15 protein-coding genes are annotated in these 16,265 nt (G+C 65.7%); 7 read left to right on the forward strand and 8 right to left on the reverse strand.

Annotated features, from left to right (window positions below; all coding sequences use genetic code 11):
• Positions 1 to 23: 23 nt before the first annotated feature.
• Genes fliL through fliR form a run of 7 tightly spaced genes read left to right on the forward strand, consistent with a single transcriptional unit; the run spans position 24 to position 4,324 of the window.
• Positions 24 to 542: a flagellar basal body-associated protein FliL gene (fliL, locus tag H7F35_RS03970; protein ID WP_187111675.1), complete on the forward strand. Its 519-nt coding sequence runs from the start codon at positions 24 to 26 to the stop codon at positions 540 to 542.
• Positions 543 to 566: 24 nt separating this feature from the next.
• Positions 567 to 1,568 (forward strand): flagellar motor switch protein FliM, encoded by a 1,002-nt coding sequence (fliM, locus tag H7F35_RS03975; RefSeq protein WP_187111676.1) that lies wholly within the window; start codon positions 567 to 569, stop codon positions 1,566 to 1,568.
• Entirely contained in the window at positions 1,561 to 2,001 is a 441-nt protein-coding gene (gene fliN / locus H7F35_RS03980; RefSeq protein ID WP_187111677.1) for a flagellar motor switch protein FliN, read from the forward strand. The genes fliM and fliN overlap by 8 nt, the downstream gene beginning before the upstream one ends.
• The gene (fliO, locus tag H7F35_RS03985) at positions 1,998 to 2,495 is read left to right on the forward strand and encodes a flagellar biosynthetic protein FliO (protein WP_187111678.1); all 498 of its coding nucleotides are present in this window, start codon (positions 1,998 to 2,000) and stop codon (positions 2,493 to 2,495) included. The genes fliN and fliO overlap by 4 nt, the downstream gene beginning before the upstream one ends.
• A complete protein-coding gene (gene fliP, locus H7F35_RS03990; protein WP_315970469.1) occupies positions 2,492 to 3,250 on the forward strand; it encodes a flagellar type III secretion system pore protein FliP in 759 nt (252 codons plus the stop codon). Before fliO ends, fliP begins: the two co-directional genes overlap by 4 nt.
• A 10-nt stretch (positions 3,251 to 3,260) precedes the next feature.
• Positions 3,261 to 3,530, forward strand: a complete 270-nt coding sequence (fliQ, locus tag H7F35_RS03995; protein ID WP_187111679.1) for a flagellar biosynthesis protein FliQ — start codon at positions 3,261 to 3,263, stop codon at positions 3,528 to 3,530.
• An 8-nt stretch (positions 3,531 to 3,538) separates the two neighbouring features.
• The gene (gene fliR / locus H7F35_RS04000; protein ID WP_410010809.1) at positions 3,539 to 4,324 is read left to right on the forward strand and encodes a flagellar biosynthetic protein FliR; all 786 of its coding nucleotides are present in this window, start codon (positions 3,539 to 3,541) and stop codon (positions 4,322 to 4,324) included.
• Between the two features lie 25 nt (positions 4,325 to 4,349).
• Here the strand turns inward: fliR and flgL are convergent, their stop codons facing one another.
• The 8 genes from flgL to H7F35_RS04040 form a co-directional block, all read right to left on the reverse strand.
• The gene (gene flgL / locus H7F35_RS04005; RefSeq protein WP_187111681.1) at positions 4,350 to 5,564 is read right to left on the reverse strand and encodes a flagellar hook-associated protein FlgL; all 1,215 of its coding nucleotides are present in this window, start codon (positions 5,562 to 5,564) and stop codon (positions 4,350 to 4,352) included.
• A 31-nt stretch (positions 5,565 to 5,595) separates the two neighbouring features.
• Positions 5,596 to 7,557 (reverse strand): flagellar hook-associated protein FlgK, encoded by a 1,962-nt coding sequence (flgK, locus tag H7F35_RS04010; RefSeq protein WP_187111682.1) that lies wholly within the window; start codon positions 7,555 to 7,557, stop codon positions 5,596 to 5,598.
• A gap of 117 nt (positions 7,558 to 7,674) precedes the next feature.
• Complete coding sequence (locus tag H7F35_RS04015; RefSeq protein WP_410010760.1) at positions 7,675 to 9,039, reverse strand: methyl-accepting chemotaxis protein; 1,365 nt, start codon at positions 9,037 to 9,039, stop codon at positions 7,675 to 7,677.
• Between the two features lie 8 nt (positions 9,040 to 9,047).
• Positions 9,048 to 10,445 (reverse strand): methyl-accepting chemotaxis protein, encoded by a 1,398-nt coding sequence (locus H7F35_RS35020; protein WP_187111683.1) that lies wholly within the window; start codon positions 10,443 to 10,445, stop codon positions 9,048 to 9,050.
• 98 nt (positions 10,446 to 10,543) lie between these two features.
• Entirely contained in the window at positions 10,544 to 12,265 is a 1,722-nt protein-coding gene (locus H7F35_RS04025) for a methyl-accepting chemotaxis protein (RefSeq protein WP_187114130.1), read from the reverse strand.
• Between the two features lie 100 nt (positions 12,266 to 12,365).
• A complete protein-coding gene (locus H7F35_RS04030) occupies positions 12,366 to 14,039 on the reverse strand; it encodes a methyl-accepting chemotaxis protein (RefSeq protein WP_187111684.1) in 1,674 nt (557 codons plus the stop codon).
• A 63-nt stretch (positions 14,040 to 14,102) separates the two neighbouring features.
• The gene (locus H7F35_RS04035; RefSeq protein WP_187111685.1) at positions 14,103 to 14,624 is read right to left on the reverse strand and encodes a chemotaxis protein CheW; all 522 of its coding nucleotides are present in this window, start codon (positions 14,622 to 14,624) and stop codon (positions 14,103 to 14,105) included.
• 15 nt (positions 14,625 to 14,639) lie between these two features.
• Entirely contained in the window at positions 14,640 to 16,262 is a 1,623-nt protein-coding gene (locus H7F35_RS04040; protein ID WP_187111686.1) for a PAS domain-containing methyl-accepting chemotaxis protein, read from the reverse strand.
• Positions 16,263 to 16,265 lie beyond the last annotated feature (3 nt).

Raw genomic sequence — 16,265 nt, forward strand, 5'->3', positions numbered from 1 at the left:
CGGACACGTCAACCCGCTTCACCATGGCTTCTTCCTCTCCAGTTGCAACCGCCGCCGCCCCTCTTTCGGCCGGGTCATCGGCCCCACGCCGCTCCTCGAAGCTGCTGATCGGACTCGTGATCGCCGTCGGCATCGCCGCCGCCTGCGCGGCCGCCTACGTCTTCGTTCCCCGCCTGATGGGCGCGGTCGCCACCCCCACGGAAACGGCCAAGGCACCCACGCCCGAAAAGCCGATCTTCGTGATGCTGGACCCGCTGACCGTCAACCTCCAGTCCGAAGGCCGCTCGCGCTTTCTGCAGATCGGCATGGCGCTGAAGGTGCGCGACGAGGCGGCCAAGGCGCAGATCGTCGAGTTCATGCCCGAGCTGCGCAGCCGCTTGCTGGTGCTGCTGTCGAACCGCCCGCCCGAGTCGCTGGTCACGTCGGACGACAAGGCCAAGCTGGCCGAGGAAATCCGCAAGGCCCTGAACGCGCCGCTGGCCAGCGGCATGCCCGAGCTGGGCATCTTCAGCGTTTCCTTCAGCACCTTCGTCGTGCAGTGACACCCTTCCCCAGACAAGCGACCCATGGCGTATGAACAGGTGCTTTCCCAGGACGAGGTCGATGCGCTCTTGCAAGGCGTCACCGGCGGCGACCTCGACCAGGCGGCCTCCCCGCCACCACCGCCCGACGGCTTGCCGGCCTACGACCTCGGCGCGCCCGACCGCGTGGTGCGCAACCGCATGCACACGCTGGAGGTCATCAACGACCGCTTTGCGCGTGGCCTGCGCAGCGCGCTGCTGAACTTCATGCGGCGCAGCCCCGACATCTCGGTGGGGCCGGTGCAGATCCAGCAGTACGGCGAGTTCGTGCGGCACCTTCCGGTGCCCGCGAACATCAACATGATCCACATGAAGCCGCTGCGCGGCACCGCCCTCTTCGTGTTCGACCCGAAGCTGGTGTTCCTGGTGGTGGACAACCTGTTCGGCAGCGACGGCCGCTACCACGTGCGCGTGGAAGGCCGCGACTTCACGCGCACCGAGCAGCGCATCATCAAGCGCCTGCTCGACCTGTCGCTGCAGTGCTATGGCGATGCCTGGCAGCCGGTGTTTCCGCTGGACTTCGACTACGTGCGCGCCGAGATGCACGGCAAGCTCGCCAACATCGTGGCGCCCAACGAGGTGGTGATCAACACCACGCTGCAGATCGAGTTCGGCCCGGTGGGCGGCTTCCTGCACGTGTGCATTCCCTACTCGATGATCGAGCCCATCCGCGACCTGCTGTCCAACCCGATCCAGGACGAGGTCGAGGTCGACAAGCGCTGGGTCACGCAGATGTCGCGCCAGATGCAGAGCGCCGACGTCGAGCTGACCGCCGACTTCGTGACCATGCCCTCCACGCTGGGCGAAGTGATGAAGCTGCAGATCGGCGACGTGCTCCCCATCGAGCTGCCGGCGACGGTCGTTGCCAAGGTCGGCGGCGTGCCGGTGATGGAGTGCGGCTACGGCACCTCCAACGAGCGCTACGCCCTGCGCGTGCAACACATGATCTCCCACCAAGACAGCGATTTGAAGAACGACCATGACTGACAACACCCCTGCCGCCAGCGACGCGGACGACTGGGCCAGCGCGCTGGCCGAGCAGACCGCGGCCACCGCGCCGACGCCGGCTCCCGAACCCGCCGTGGCCCCGGCCACCGCGCAGGTCTTCCAGCAGATCCTGGACACGCCGATCGCGCCCTCCAGCAGCTCGACGCCCGTGGACATTGCCCGCGTGCTCGACGTGCCGGTGCAGCTCACGGCCGAGATCGGTCGCACACGCATCACCATCAAGAGCCTGCTGCAACTGTCGCAGGGCTCGGTGGTGGAACTGGACGGCCTGGCCGGCCAGCCGCTGGACGTGCTGATCAACGGCTACCTGATCGCGCAGGGCGAAGTGGTGGTGGTGAACGAGAAGTACGGCATTCGCTTGACCGACATCGTCACGCCCTCCGAGCGCATGCAGAAGCTCGCGCGCACATGAACCTGGCGCGACGCCACCTGACGCGGGCCGCATCCGTCGTTGCGCGGGGGGCGGCGTTGCTGGCCCTCGGCACACGGGCAGTTCACGCGGCCCTGCCCACGGTGCCGACACCGGTGCACGAGGCCGCACCGGTCGCGACCGGCGGCGCGGGCCTGCTGCAGGCCGGCTTCGGCATGGCTGCGGTGGTGGGCCTGATCTTCCTGTGCGCCTGGCTCGCGCGGCGCTTCGGCCTTCAGCGGATGGGCGGCAGCCAGGTGGTGAAGGTGGTTTCCAGCGCCATGGTCGGCCAGCGCGAACGCGTGGTCGTGGTGGAAGTGGGCGGCCAATGGCTGGTGCTCGGCGTCACCAGCAGCCAGGTCAACACGCTGCACACCCTGCCGGCCCAGGCGCATTCGACGCCTGCCCACACGCAGGCCACCCCGCGCGGTGCGGTCGAACTCTTTTCCCAGAAGCTGCGCGAATCCCTCTCGGGCAAGGCGCGCACCGCCCCATGACGCATCCTGCCTTGCGCCGCGGCCTGCGCGTCGCGCTGTTGCTGCTCGCCGCCACATTGCCCGCCGCCGCCTGGACCCAGGGGCTGCCCGGCATCACCAGCACACCCGGCCCCGGCGGCAGCCAGACCTGGTCGCTGAGCGTGCAGACCATGGTGTTGCTGACCTCGCTCACCTTCCTGCCCGCGCTGCTGCTGTCGATGACCAGCTTCACGCGCATCCTGATCGTGCTGGGCCTGCTGCGCACCGCCATCGGCACGCAGACCTCGCCGCCCAACCAGATATTGGTGGGGCTGTCGCTGTTCCTGACCTTCTTCGTGATGTCGCCGGTGTTCGACAAGGTCTACACCGACGCCTACGTGCCCTTCTCCGAAAACAAGCTCAGTGCCGACAAGGCACTGGAGCGCGGCATTGCGCCCTTCAAGACCTTCATGCTCAAGCAGACCCGCGAGACCGACCTGGCGCTGTTCGCCCGGCTCGCCAAGGTGCCCGACATGCAGGGCCCTGAAGAAGTACCGCTGCGCATATTGCTGCCGTCCTTCGTCATCAGCGAGCTGAAGACGGCGTTCCAGATCGGCTTCACCATCTTCATTCCCTTCCTCATCATCGACCTCGTGGTGGCGAGCGTGCTGATGTCGATGGGCATGATGATGGTGCCGCCCGCGTCCATTGCGCTGCCCTTCAAGCTGATGCTGTTCGTGCTGGCCGATGGCTGGCAACTGCTCATCGGCGCGCTGACGCAGAGCTTCTACCTTTAGGCATGCACAGATGACTCCCGAATCCGTCATGACCATGGGCCACCGGGCCATGGAAATCTCGCTGCTGCTGGGCGCGCCGCTGCTGCTGGTGGCGCTGATCATCGGCCTGATCGTCAGCATCTTCCAGGCGGCCACGCAGATCAACGAAGCCACGCTGTCCTTCATTCCCAAGCTGCTCGCGGTGTTCGCCACGCTGGTGGTGGCCGGCCCCTGGATGCTCGACCGCATGCTCGACTACATGCGCGCACTGTTCGCCGGCATCCCGCAGATGCTGGCGTGACGCCTTCGATCTTTTCCGTCACCTCGGGCCAGCTCGAAGCCTGGACGGTGGCCTTCCTGTGGCCGTTCATTCGCATGCTGGCCCTGGTCAGCACGGCGCCGGTGTTCGGGGAACCGTGGGCGCCACGGCAGGTCAAGGTGGGCATTGCCGCCATGCTGGCGCTGGTGATCTCGCCCACCATCGGGCCGTTTCCCGCAGTGCCCGTGGTGTCGGCCGGCGGCTTCTGGATCATCATCCAGCAGGTGCTGATCGGCGCGGCCATGGGTTTTTCGATGCGGCTGATTTTCACGGCCGTGCTGGCAGCGGGCGAATACATCGGCCTGCAGATGGGCTTGTCTTTCGCATCCTTCTTCGACCCGATGAGCCACGGCAGCACGATGGTGGTGTCGCGGCTGCTGAACATGCTGGCCATGCTGATCTTTCTTGCGCTCGACGGACACCTGCTGATGGTGAACGCGCTGGCCCAGAGCTTTCACACACTGCCCATTGCCGATGGGCCCTGGGTGGCCGGCGGCTGGATGTTCCTGGTGCTGGCCGCTGGCGACATTTTCACGAGCGGACTGCTGCTGGCGCTGCCGCTCGTCACCGCGCTGCTGACGCTCAACCTCGCCATGGGCATCCTGAACCGCGCCTCGCCGCAGTTCAGCATCTTCGCGGTGGGCTTCCCACTCACGCTGCTGGCCGGCATCGTGATGCTGCAACTGCTGATGCCCAACCTGGGCGCTTTTCTCGAACCCCGCTTTGCGGAATCGCTGGCGAACATGCTGCGCTTCACGCAAGGGCTGCGGCCGTAGCGCACAGTCCTTGCGAGGCGGGTCATCAGCCCAGGTAGTTGAAGAGCGAGATGCTGTTGAGCCGCGCAAACGTCATCTGCGTGGCCTGCAGCGACGACTGGCGCTGGTAGAACTCAGCGATCGCGCTGTACGGGTCCAGGTCCTCGATGCTCGACAGGTAGCTTTCTTCCTGCAGCTTGCGCGCGGAACCGCCGGTGTCGAGCGCATCGATCTCGTTCTGGCGCGAGCCCACCGACGACAGCACCGTCAGCACGTTGTCGTGCGCGTTCGTGACCTTCACGTTGGCGGTGCTCAATGCGTTGAGCAACTGCGCCTGTGCCGCCGGGCCGCCGCCGGTCAGCGGCGTGCGCAGTGCGCTCACCAGTTGCCCGATGGCCGCGAAGATATCGGTGCCGGCGTTCTTCGCGGCCGACACGTCGAAGGTGTCGCCGTCTGCCGGTGCGCCACTGATCTTCAGTTGCACGCCGCCGAATGAAATCGGCGTGTCCGGCGAGAAGGGGCCGCTGGCCGCCACCACGGGTGGCGTGTCCTTGGTCGTGACCGTGTAGTTGCCGCTGTTGAAGCTGATGGTGAAGTCTTTCCCGTAGCCCGGCGTGGTGGCGCTCGTGACGGCGATCGGGCCGAAGACGCCGGTGCCGATGTTGCTTGCCGCGCCCGAGGTCACATAGCCCGCGCCGCCCTGCACCGACTGGAAGATCGACCGGCCGTCGTCCGCGGTCGCCAACTGGCGCGCCACGTCGATCTGCATCAGCCGCTGGCCCTGGTCGCCCACGTACTGCACGCCGCCACCGGGGCCGGCCACGAAAGGCGGGCTGCCGCTCTTGAAGCCGGCAAACAGAAACTGCCCGTTGCCGTCGTCGGAGTTGGCCACGCCCACGAGCTGGTCGAGGTTGTTCTGGATGGTGGTGGCGAGCGAGCCGCGGTCGGCGTCCGACAGCGTGCCGCTGCCCGCCGCCACCGTCAGCGTCTTGATGTTCTGCAGGATCGAGGTCACCGAGTTGAGCGCGTTCTCTTCGGTCGACAGCGACAGCGCCGCGCGCTGGCGGCTGGTGGCGTACTGCGAAATCTCGGAGAGCGTCTGGCTCACGCCGAGCGCGCGGGCCGCACCGACCGGGTCGTCGCCCGCCGTGAGGAACTTGGAGTTGGTCGCCAGTTGCTGCTGGACCTTGAACAGCTTTTGCTGTTGCGCGCCCATGGCATTGACGTTCTGCTCGTAGAAGGATTGGGTGCTGATGCGCATCGCGGTTCCTGAAATCTGTGCGTGGTGGGGGTCAGCCGTGGATGCCGAGGATCGTGTCGAACATGGTCGACGCGGTCTGGATCACCTTGGCGTTGGCCTGGTACATCTGCTGGAACATCAGCAGGTTGGCGGTTTCCTCGTCCTGGTTGACACCGGAAATCGCCTGCTGGCTGGCCTTGATCTGGCCGGTCACGCTGTCCTGCGTGGCGCTGGCGACCTTGACCGCCATCGCCCGGTTGCCGACTTCGCTGACCAGTTGCGAGTAGGCGCCGCTGAAGGTCGCCGTGCCGTTGGCCATCGTGGTCTTGCGCTGCAGCGCGCCCAGCAGCAAGGCATTGCTTCCGTCGGACACACCCGAGGTGTTCTTGTTGATGGTGAAGGTGTCGCCCTGCGCGGGCGTGCCGGTCATGCCGACGGTGATGCCGTCGAAGCTCATCTTGGCGCCGGCCGTGTAGGGCACGGGCGTGCCGGCCGGGTAGCTGGTGCTGGCGCCGTTGGCCAGCGTGACCGTGACCGCCGACGTGGCCGGGAAGCCCGACAGCGTGCCGGTGGCCGCGTTGAAGCTCAGCGTGACCGGCCCGGCCAGCGGCGTGCCCGGATAGGACGCATCGACCGTGGCCGCGCCCAGCGCGCCGCTGCCCTTGTTGCCCGCGGTGTTGCCCGTGACGATGGGCGATGCGGCGGCCACCTTGGCCGGGTCGCGCACCAGCACGTCGAGATCGCGTGCGCCGGTGCGCGTGGGCTGCACCAGGAACGAATCGCCGGCCTGCGCCGTGCCGCTGGCGGCGGTGAGGCTCACGCCGTCGAAGGTGATCGGGAAGGTGGTGAAGCTGCCCATCGACGTCTTGTCGGACAGCCGCGTGACCGAATAGGTCAGCGTGCCCGCCACGTCGGTCACGCTCACGTTGTAGTCGCTGGTCGTGAGCTTCGATGCGTCGGACAGGGTGGCGCCCAATTCGAGGTTGCCCGCGTTGCCGGCGTTGGCGATTGCGCCCGGCACGGCCTGGGTGAAGAAGTTCGTGCCGAGTGCGCCGTTCAGGTCCACGCCCAGCTTGTGCTGCGCATTGACCGCGTCGGCCACCGACATCGCGAGCCGGCCGATGGCGTTCTGCGTGGGAATGAGCGTGTCCTGGCGGAAGGCCATCAGGCCGCCGAGCACGCCGCCCTTGATGGTGCTGTCGTCCAGCTCGCTGGTGTTGCCGGCAAAGCCCGAGAGCGCGACCACCTTGCGGGTCGGGTCGGCCGCCGACGGCACCGCCGCCATCTTCGCGGCGTAGTCGCCCACCACCAGTGACTGGCCGGTGGCGATGAACACGTTGTACTTGCCGTTGTCCTGCTGCAGCACCTTCACGTCCACCACCTGGCTGAGCTGGCTCACGAGCTGGTCGCGCTGGTCGAGCAGGTCGTTCGGCGGCTGGCCGCCGGCCATCGCGCTGATCTGGCTGATCTGCTGGTTGAGGCTGGCGATCTTGGTCGCGTAGGTGTTGATCTGGTCCACGCTGCCGGTGATCTGCTCGTTGACCGAGCTGTTCAGGTCCGACAGGTACTGGTCGGTCGCGCGGAACTTGCTCGCCAGTGCCTGCGCGGAGCTGATCATCTGCTGGCGCGCGGCCGGGTCGGCCGGCGTGTTGGCCACGCCCTGAATGCTGGTGAAGAAGCTCTGCATCAGCGGAGCGATGCCCGAGGTCTTGTCGGCCAACAGCGTGTCTATGCGGTTGATCTGCGTGCCGTTGGTGGCCAGCGCGGCCGAAGCCGATTGCGCGGTCGCGAGCTGCGCGGTCAGGTAGCGGTCGTAGCTGCGCGACACGGTGAGCACGTTGGCGCCCGAGCCGATGAAGCCCGAGCCGCTCGAAATGCCACCGGCCGAGGCGATCTCGGCCACCTGGCGGCTGTAGCCCGCCGTGTACACGTTGGCGGTGTTGTGGGCCGTGGTCATCAGCGCGGTGCGGGCGACGCCGAGGCCACTCAGACCCGTGTAGAACATGCTGGACATAAGGCTTTACCTGTCAATGGAGTGATGGTGCTGGCATCGCGAACGATGCCTCTGGGTATCTATCGGCAGCGCGGGCCAAAACTTGAGGGCCGGTTTGGCGCATGCCGGTTTTCTTGATCAGAACTCCGACCAGTCGCCCTTGGGGTCGTTGGCCACGGCGAGCTGGGGTGCCGTGCCGGTGCCCGGCTCGCGGCGGGTGGGCAGCGCCTTGGCGGGCGGCTTGGGCGCCGGCTTGGCCGGCTTGGGGATCGGTGTGATGCGGGTAAAACCGGGGCGGGCCGTGGTTGCTGCTGCGTTGGCGTCGAGCTTGAAGATGCTCACGGCCTGCACGAGGCTGCCGGCTTGCTCCTGAAGCGATTGCGCTGCGGCCGAGGCTTCTTCGACCAACGCGGCGTTCTGTTGTGTGACCTGGTCCATCTGCGTGATGGCCTGGTTGATCTGTTCGATGCCCGAGGTCTGCTCCTGGCTTGCGGCGGTGATCTCGCCCATGATGTCTGTCACGCGCTTGACGCTGCCCACGATCTCTTCCATCGTGCGGCCGGCTTCTGCGACTTGTTTGCTGCCCTCTGCGACTTTCTCGACCGAGTCACCGATCAGGGTCTTGATTTCCTTGGCAGCGGCTGCCGAGCGTTGTGCAAGGCTACGCACCTCAGAGGCGACGACCGCAAAACCACGGCCTTGCTCGCCTGCACGTGCAGCTTCGACTGCCGCGTTCAACGCCAGGATATTGGTCTGGAACGCGATGCCATCGATGACACCGATGATGTCCACGATCTTCCTGGACGACGCATTGATCGAACCCATCGTGTCCACCACTTGCGAGACGACATTGCCACCCTTCACAGCCACTTCCGAAGCCGACACGGCCAACTGGTTCGCTTGACGCGCGTTGTCCGCGTTCTGCTTGACCGTAGAAGTCAGTTCCTCCATCGAAGCCGCCGTCTGCTCCAGCGAACTCGCCTGCTCTTCAGTCCGCGAAGACAGATCCTGGTTGCCCGCCGCGATCTGCCCCGAGGCCGTGGCGATGGTGTTGCTCGAATCCTTGATCCTGCCCACGACCGAGGTCAGCGTCGCCTGCATCTGCTTGATGGAGTGCAGCAGGCTGCCGTCACGCGCGGCGTCGGCCTCGACCTCGAGCGACAGGTCGCCGTTGGCGATGCGCCCGACCACGTCGGCGGCGTACTGCGGCTCGCCGCCCAGTTGGCGGCCCATCAGGCGCGCGACCAGCACGCCCAGCCCCACGCTGACCGCGATGCCGGCCAGCGCCATCACCAGCATCATCAGCCGCGATGTCTTGTAGGTTGCATCCGCCTGCTCGGCGCGCACGCGCGCAAGCTCCTTGCTGTGCGCGACCATGCCCTTGAGAACGCCTTCCAGGCCGCGCGATTCCTTCAGCAGCGCCGTGCTGTCCTCGCCCACCTGGTTCGTGAACTGCGAGCTGTCCAGCGGCTGCTTGTTGACCAGCGCCACGAAGTCGTTCATGTGCGCCTTCAGCGGGCCCACCAGGCTCTCGAACTGGCCGTAGAGCTTGGTGCCCTCCTCGCTCTCGTCGAAGAAGGACTTGACCTCGGCGGCGCGCGACGACAGGCTTCCGCGACTTGCTTGCTGCCTTCCTCGACCTTCTCCACCGAGTCGCCGATCAGGGTCTTGATTTCCTTGGCTGCTGCGGCCGAACGTTGCGCGAGGCTGCGAACTTCAGAGGCAACGACCGCAAAGCCACGGCCTTGCTCACCTGCGCGCGCGGCTTCAACAGCCGCGTTCAGCGCGAGGATATTGGTCTGGAACGCGATGCCATCGATCACGCCAATGATGTCCACGATCTTCTTGGACGACGCATTGATCGAGCCCATCGTGTCCACTACTTGCGACACGACGCTTCCGCCCTTCACTGCCACCTCAGAGGCCGAGACAGCCAACTGGTTCGCTTGACGCGCGTTGTCCGCGTTCTGCTTGACAGTGCTGGTCAGCTCTTCCATCGAAGCAGCCGTCTGCTCCAGCGAGCTGGCCTGCTGCTCCGTACGTGACGACAGGTCCTGATTCCCCGAAGCAATCTGCCCCGAAGCCGTCGCGATCGTCTCCGTGCCCGTACGCACCTCGCCCACCACTTTGGCCAGGCTCTCGTTCATGTCCTTCAGCGCCTGCATCAACTGGCCTGCTTCGTCGCGGCTTTCCACGCGGATGTTCGCGCTCAGGTCACCGGCGGCCACCGTCTCGGCGACGGCCACGGCACGCCCGAGCGGGCGCACGATGCCCACGCTCAAACGCCATGCGAACAGCGCACCGACCAGCAGCGCGATGCCCGACAGCACCATCAGCGTGGTCTGGCCGCTCGACTGGTCGGCTGCGATGCCCTGGGCCACCGCATCGATCCTGTCGCGCTGGTGTGCCGCAAGGCTGGCCACGGCGTTTTCGTAGACGGTCAGTCCCGCCGCGAACTTGGTGTCGGCCAGCTCGCTGGCCTCCGCACCCTTGTCCTCGGTCTTGAGCTTGTTGATCTTCTCGATGATCTCCAGCACGACCGCACGCGCATCGGCCACGTTGGCGTACAGCTTCTTTTCTTCCGGCGAAGTCAGCATCTCTTCGAGCTTCTTCTGCACCGGGTTGATCTTTGCCGAGCTTTCGGCGCGGGCATTGGCGAAGTAGGTCACGACGGCCGGGTCCGTGGCCTTGACCATGGCGAAGGAGCGCACGATCGTCGGGCCCAGCAGGTTCGACCACTGGTTGGCCAGGCGCTCCTTGACCAGCGCGTGCTTCATCATTTCGTCGGTGGCGCTGCCCACGTTCGCCAGACGCAGCATGCCGGTGCCGGCAATGACCGCCATCAACAACAGGATGGCCGCGAAGCCGAGCCCCAGGCGGGTGCCGATTTTCAGATTCTTCAAACTCATTTGTCTTCTTCTTTCAGAACTGGAACGAATCTCGCCGCGGAACGCGGCGTTGTCGCTTCGTTATCGGCACCGGCCGGGCGGTGTTGAGCCCCTTTCTCTTAAAACTCGGCCCAGTCGCCCTTCGCATCGCCGGCCATGGCAAGTTGGGGGGCCGTGCCCGATCCGGCCGCACGACGCGCGGGCAGTGCCTTCGCGGGCGGCTTCTGCCCCGGCTTGGCGGTCTTCGGAATCGGCGTCAGGCGCTTGAAAGCGGGGCGCGCGGCCACGGCGTGGGTGCCGAGCTTGAAGATGCTCACGGCTTGCACAAGGCTGCCGGCTTGCTCTTGCAGCGATTGCGCTGCGGCGGAGGCTTCTTCGACCAGTGCCGCGTTCTGTTGCGTGACCTGGTCCATCTGCGTGATGGCCTGGTTGATCTGTTCGATGCCGGAAGTCTGTTCCTGGCTTGCCGCCGTGATCTCGCCCATGATGTCGGTCACGCGCTTGACGCTGCCGACGATCTCCTCCATCGTGCGGCCGGCTTCCGCGACCTGCTTGCTGCCTTCTTCGACCTTCTCCACCGAGTTGCCGATGAGCGTCTTGATTTCTTTCGCCGCAGCGGCCGAGCGCTGCGCAAGGCTGCGAACTTCGGATGCAACGACGGCGAAGCCGCGGCCTTGCTCGCCGGCGCGTGCGGCTTCGACAGCCGCGTTCAACGCCAGGATGTTGGTCTGGAAGGCAATGCCATCGATCACGCCGATGATGTCGACGATCTTCTTGGACGACGCGTTGATCGAACCCATGGTGTCGACCACTTGCGACACAACAGCGCCGCCCTTCACAGCCACTTCCGACGCCGACACCGCCAATTGGTTCGCCTGCCGCGCGTTGTCGGCGTTCTGCTTCACGGTCGAAGTCAGCTCCTCCATCGAAGCCGCCGTCTGCTCCAGCGAACTCGCCTGCTCCTCGGTACGCGAAGACAGATCCTGATTGCCCGAAGCAATCTGGCTCGATGCCGTCGCAATGGTGTCCGTGCCCGTGCGCACTTCGCCGACGATCTTCACGAGGCTGTCGTTCATGCCTCGCAAGGCGTCCAGCAGCAAGCCGGTCTCGTCCGTCGTCTGCGCCTCGATGTGGCTGGTCAGGTCGCCCGCCGCCACCGATTGCGCCACCTTCACCGCTTCGGCCAACGGCCGCGCGACGATGCGCGCGATCCACAGCGCCAGCGCCAGGCCCAGCGCCACGCTGCCCAGCAGCAGCCCGAGCACCCACAGGCGGGCTTCCGCGTACACCACATCGGCCGTGCGGCCGGCCTTGATGGCACCCGCCACGTTCACGTCGGTCAGCTTGTCGAGCGCTGTGTTCATCTCGCGGTTCAACTGCAGCGACTTGCCCCGGATCAGCGCGGTGGCCTGCTCGCTCTCCTGCGTGTGCGAGATGGCGATGATCTTCTTGTGCTCGATCTCGTACTGGGCGAGCAGCTTCTCGTACACCGGGTAGACCTCGCGCTCCTCGGGCTCCGAGATCAGCGTCACGTACTCGGCACGGGCCTTCTGCAGGCTGGCCCAGGTTTCGTCCATGGACTTTTCATAGCCGGCCATTTCGTCGTTCGAGCCCGACAGGATGTGCTGCAACTCCTGCGAACGGTAGCGCGACACCAGGTTCTTCATCTCGAGCAGCGAACGCGTGGCCGGCATCCAGTTGGTCGCCAGGTCCGTGGACATGTCGTGGACCTTGCCGAGTTGCACCATCGAGAAGGCGCCGACGCAAGCCGTCAACACAAGGACGGCGATGAACGACACAAGCAGCTTGGTCGCGATTTTGAGGTTGTAGAAAGTTTTAATGATTTTTCCTTTGGGCCATGGGGCGCCCGATTCAATTCACCGCTGCGGGATGCGGTCGCCCGGCCGGGCCGGCCGACGGTGCCCGCAGCGGTATCCATTCCTAAAACGCACGCCAGTCGCCGGTGTCGGCGCCTGCCGCGGCCAGCCGGGGCACTGCGGCGGCCGGCTTCTTCTGGCTCGCGGCGGGCAGCGCCCTGGCGCGAGGCCGGGATGCGGCCTGGCCGTCCGTGTCGAGCTTGAAGATGCTCACGGCTTGCACAAGACTGCCGGCTTGCTCTTGAAGCGATTGCGCTGCGGCCGAGGCTTCTTCGACCAATGCGGCGTTCTGTTGTGTGACCTGGTCCATCTGCGTGATGGCCTGGTTGATCTGTTCGATGCCTGAAGTCTGTTCCTGGCTCGCGGCGGTGATCTCGCCCATGATGTCGGTCACGCGTTTGACGCTGCCCACGATCTCTTCCATCGTGCGGCCGGCTTCTGCGACTTGTTTGCTGCCCTCTGCGACCTTCTCCACCGAGTCGCCGATCAGCGTCTTGATTTCCTTGGCAGCGGCTGCCGAGCGTTGCGCAAGGCTGCGAACCTCAGAGGCGACGACCGCGAAACCACGGCCCTGCTCGCCTGCACGAGCAGCTTCGACGGCGGCATTCAACGCCAGGATGTTGGTCTGGAAAGCAATGCCGTCGATGACGCCAATGATGTCCACGATCTTTTTGGAAGATGCATTGATCGAGCCCATCGTGTCCACGACCTGCGACACCACGCTGCCGCCCTTCACCGCGACTTCCGAAGCCGACACAGCCAACTGGTTCGCCTGCCGCGCGTTGTCCGCGTTCTGCTTCACGGTCGAAGTCAGCTCTTCCATCGAAGCAGCCGTCTGCTCCAGCGAGCTGGCCTGCTCTTCAGTCCGCGAAGACAGATCTTGATTCCCCGAGGCGATCTGCCCCGAAGCCGTCGCGATCGTCTCCGTGCCCGTGCGCACCTCGCCCACCACCTTCGCCAGGTTCGCGTTCATGTTCTTCAGCGCCTGCATCAACTGGCCCGCTTCGTCACGGCTCTCGACCTCGATGTTCGCGCTCAGGTCACCGGCAGCCACCGTTTCCGCCACCACGACGGCCCTGGCCAGCGGCCGGACGATGCTGCGCGAGATGAAGAACGCGAAGATCGCGCCGCTGATCACCGTCAGAAAAGTCAACAACATCTGCAGGTTGAAGCTGTGCGCGTTCGCCGCGTCGATGGCGATGCTCATGTCGTCGATTGCCTTGCGTTCCATCTGCAGCAGGTCGAGCACCCGGCCTTCGTAGGCCTTGGCGGCCGGCTGGAACGACTCCTTGAACGCGCGCGTGGTGTCCACTGCGCTGCCGCTCGCCCTGGCCTTGCCCACCTCGTCCTTGGCCGCCTGGTACTTGGCGCGCAGTGCGACGATGGACTTGAACAGCGCTTTCTCTTCCTCGGTCACCAACAGCTTCTCGACCTTCGCCATGGTCTCGCTGCCCTTCTTCACGCTGTCGGAAATGACATCCGCAAAAACCACCGGCAGCGTCTCGTCGGTGGTGCGGGCGATCATCGACGTGCGCGCAATCGCCGAGTAGGTCAGCACATACCAGTCGGAGATCAGCCGCTCCTTGGCCAGCGGGCTTTCCATCATGAGCCGGGTGGCCTCTGCGTTGCTTCGCGCGGAGACCAGGGCAATCGCGGTCGAGACCACGGTCAGGCCCAGGACGATGGCGAAGGCCACGGCCAGCCGTGTCCCGATACGAAGGTTGGAGAACAATGTCATGGTGCTGGCTTTGAAGGTTGAAGGCGGTGAACCGGACCTGGCCATGCGGCCACGACGCGGCAATCAGGCGGTGGCGGCGGCCTCGACAAGGCCCATTTCGTCGCTGGACATCAGCCGGTCGATGTCCACCAGGATCAGCATCCGCTCGTCCAGCGTGCCCAGCCCGATCAGGTAGTCCGTGTCCAGCACCGAACCCATCTCGGGCGCAGGCTTGATCTGCTCGGCCGTCAGCGTGATCACGTCCGACACGCTGTCCACCACCATCCCCACCACACGGCCTCCGATGTTCAGCACGATCACCACCGTGAACTGGTCATAGGTCGGATCGCCCAGCGCGAACTTGATCCGCATGTCGATGATCGGCACGATGATCCCGCGCAGGTTCACCACGCCCTTGATGTACTCGGGCGCGTTCGCGATGCGCGTCACCGCGTCGTAGCCGCGCAGCTCCTGCACCTTCTGGATGTCGATGCCGTATTCCTCTTCGCCCAGCTTGAAGGTCACAACCTCCAGCTTGGGGCCGTTGGCCGCCGGGGACGGCGCCGAGGCGGCTTGTTTCAATGGATCTTTTGCGTTCGTCAGCATCTCTTCTCCTCCGGTTTAAAACTCGTTCCGACCGCTGGCGCCATCGCCGGCCTCGGCCCTGAAAACCCGCACGGCACTGACCAGGCCGTCGGCTTGTTCCTGCAGCGATTGCGCGGTGGCGGAAGCTTGTTCCACCAGTGCGGCGTTCTGCTGCGTGACCTGGTCCATCTGCGCGATGGCCTGGTTGATCTGTTCGATGCCGGAGGTCTGCTCCTGGCTCGCGGTCGTGATCTCGCCCATGATGTCGGTCACGCGCTTCACGCTGCCCACGATGTCCTGCATCGTCCTGCCAGCCTCTGCGACCTGCTTGCTGCCCGCCGCGACCTTCTCCACCGAGTCGCCGATGAGCGTCTTGATTTCCTTGGCGGCCGATGCCGAGCGCTGCGCGAGGTTGCGCACCTCGGAGGCCACCACCGCGAAGCCCTTGCCCTGCTCGCCCGCGCGTGCGGCCTCGACAGCCGCATTCAGCGCAAGGATGTTGGTCTGGAAGGCAATGCCGTCGATCACGCCGATGATGTCGACGATCTTTTTGGACGACGCATCGATCGAGCCCATGGTGTCGACCACTTGCGACACGACGGTGCCGCCCTTCACCGCGACTTCGGAGGCCGACATGGCCAACTGGTTGGCCTGCCGTGCGTTGTCCGCGTTCTGCTTGACGGTGCTGGTTAGCTCCTCCATCGACGCTGCCGTCTGTTCCAGCGAACTGGCCTGCTGCTCGGTGCGCGAAGAAAGATCCTGGTTGCCCGAGGCGATCTGGCTCGACGCCGACATCACGCCGGCCACATTGGTGCCCACATCCGCCACGATCGCGAAGAGGTTCGCGCTCATCTGGTTCAGCGCGCGCAGCAGCCCCGTGATCTCGTCGCCGGGCCGTACCTCGAAGCGCGCCAGATCGCCGCCCGCGATGGCCCGTGCCACTTCCACCGCCTCGTCCAGCGGGCGGAACACGGTGCGGCCAAGGAACTGCCCCAGCCCCAGCCAGGCCAGCGCAGCGCCCACGGAACCCACGGCGACGACACCGGGAAGCCAGCTTTGCGCACCGGAGGCCGCAGCCAGCCTGGACGCTTCCATCCAGCCCATCGCGCCGAAGCCCAGCGACAGCAACGCGGCCACCGCCGTCGCGCCGAAAACCCTGCCCCGCACCGGAATGCGCCGCAGGCGTGCCAGCGGGTTCGTCCAGCCGCGCTGCACCACCTCGCCCTGCAGGATCTCGATGCCCTTGGCGCCGCCCTCGCGCATGCGGCGATAGAGCGCATCGGCTTGCGCCACTTCGGCGCGCGCGGGCCGGCTGCGCACGGACATGTAGCCCTGCACGCGGCCGTTGCGGCTGATGGGCGTCACGTTCGCGAGCACCCAGTAGAAGTCGCCGTTCTTGCGCCGGTTCTTGATCAGTCCGGTCCAGGGCAGGCCCTGGCCCAGCGTTTGCCACAGGTCGGCAAAGGCCTCCGGTGGCACATCGGGGTGACGCACGATGTTGTGCGCCTTGCCCATGAGTTCGCCGACGGCATAGCCGCTGGCCTCGACGAAGGCCGGGTTGACGTAGGTGATGCGCCCCTTGAGGTCGGTGCGGGACACCAGGGCCTCGCCCTGCGAAAGCTCGTATTCGATGTCGGTGATGGGCAGATTGACGCGCATGGT

Origin of the sequence: Variovorax sp. PAMC26660, assembly GCF_014302995.1 — a bacterium.
Taxonomy (GTDB): domain Bacteria; phylum Pseudomonadota; class Gammaproteobacteria; order Burkholderiales; family Burkholderiaceae_C; genus Variovorax.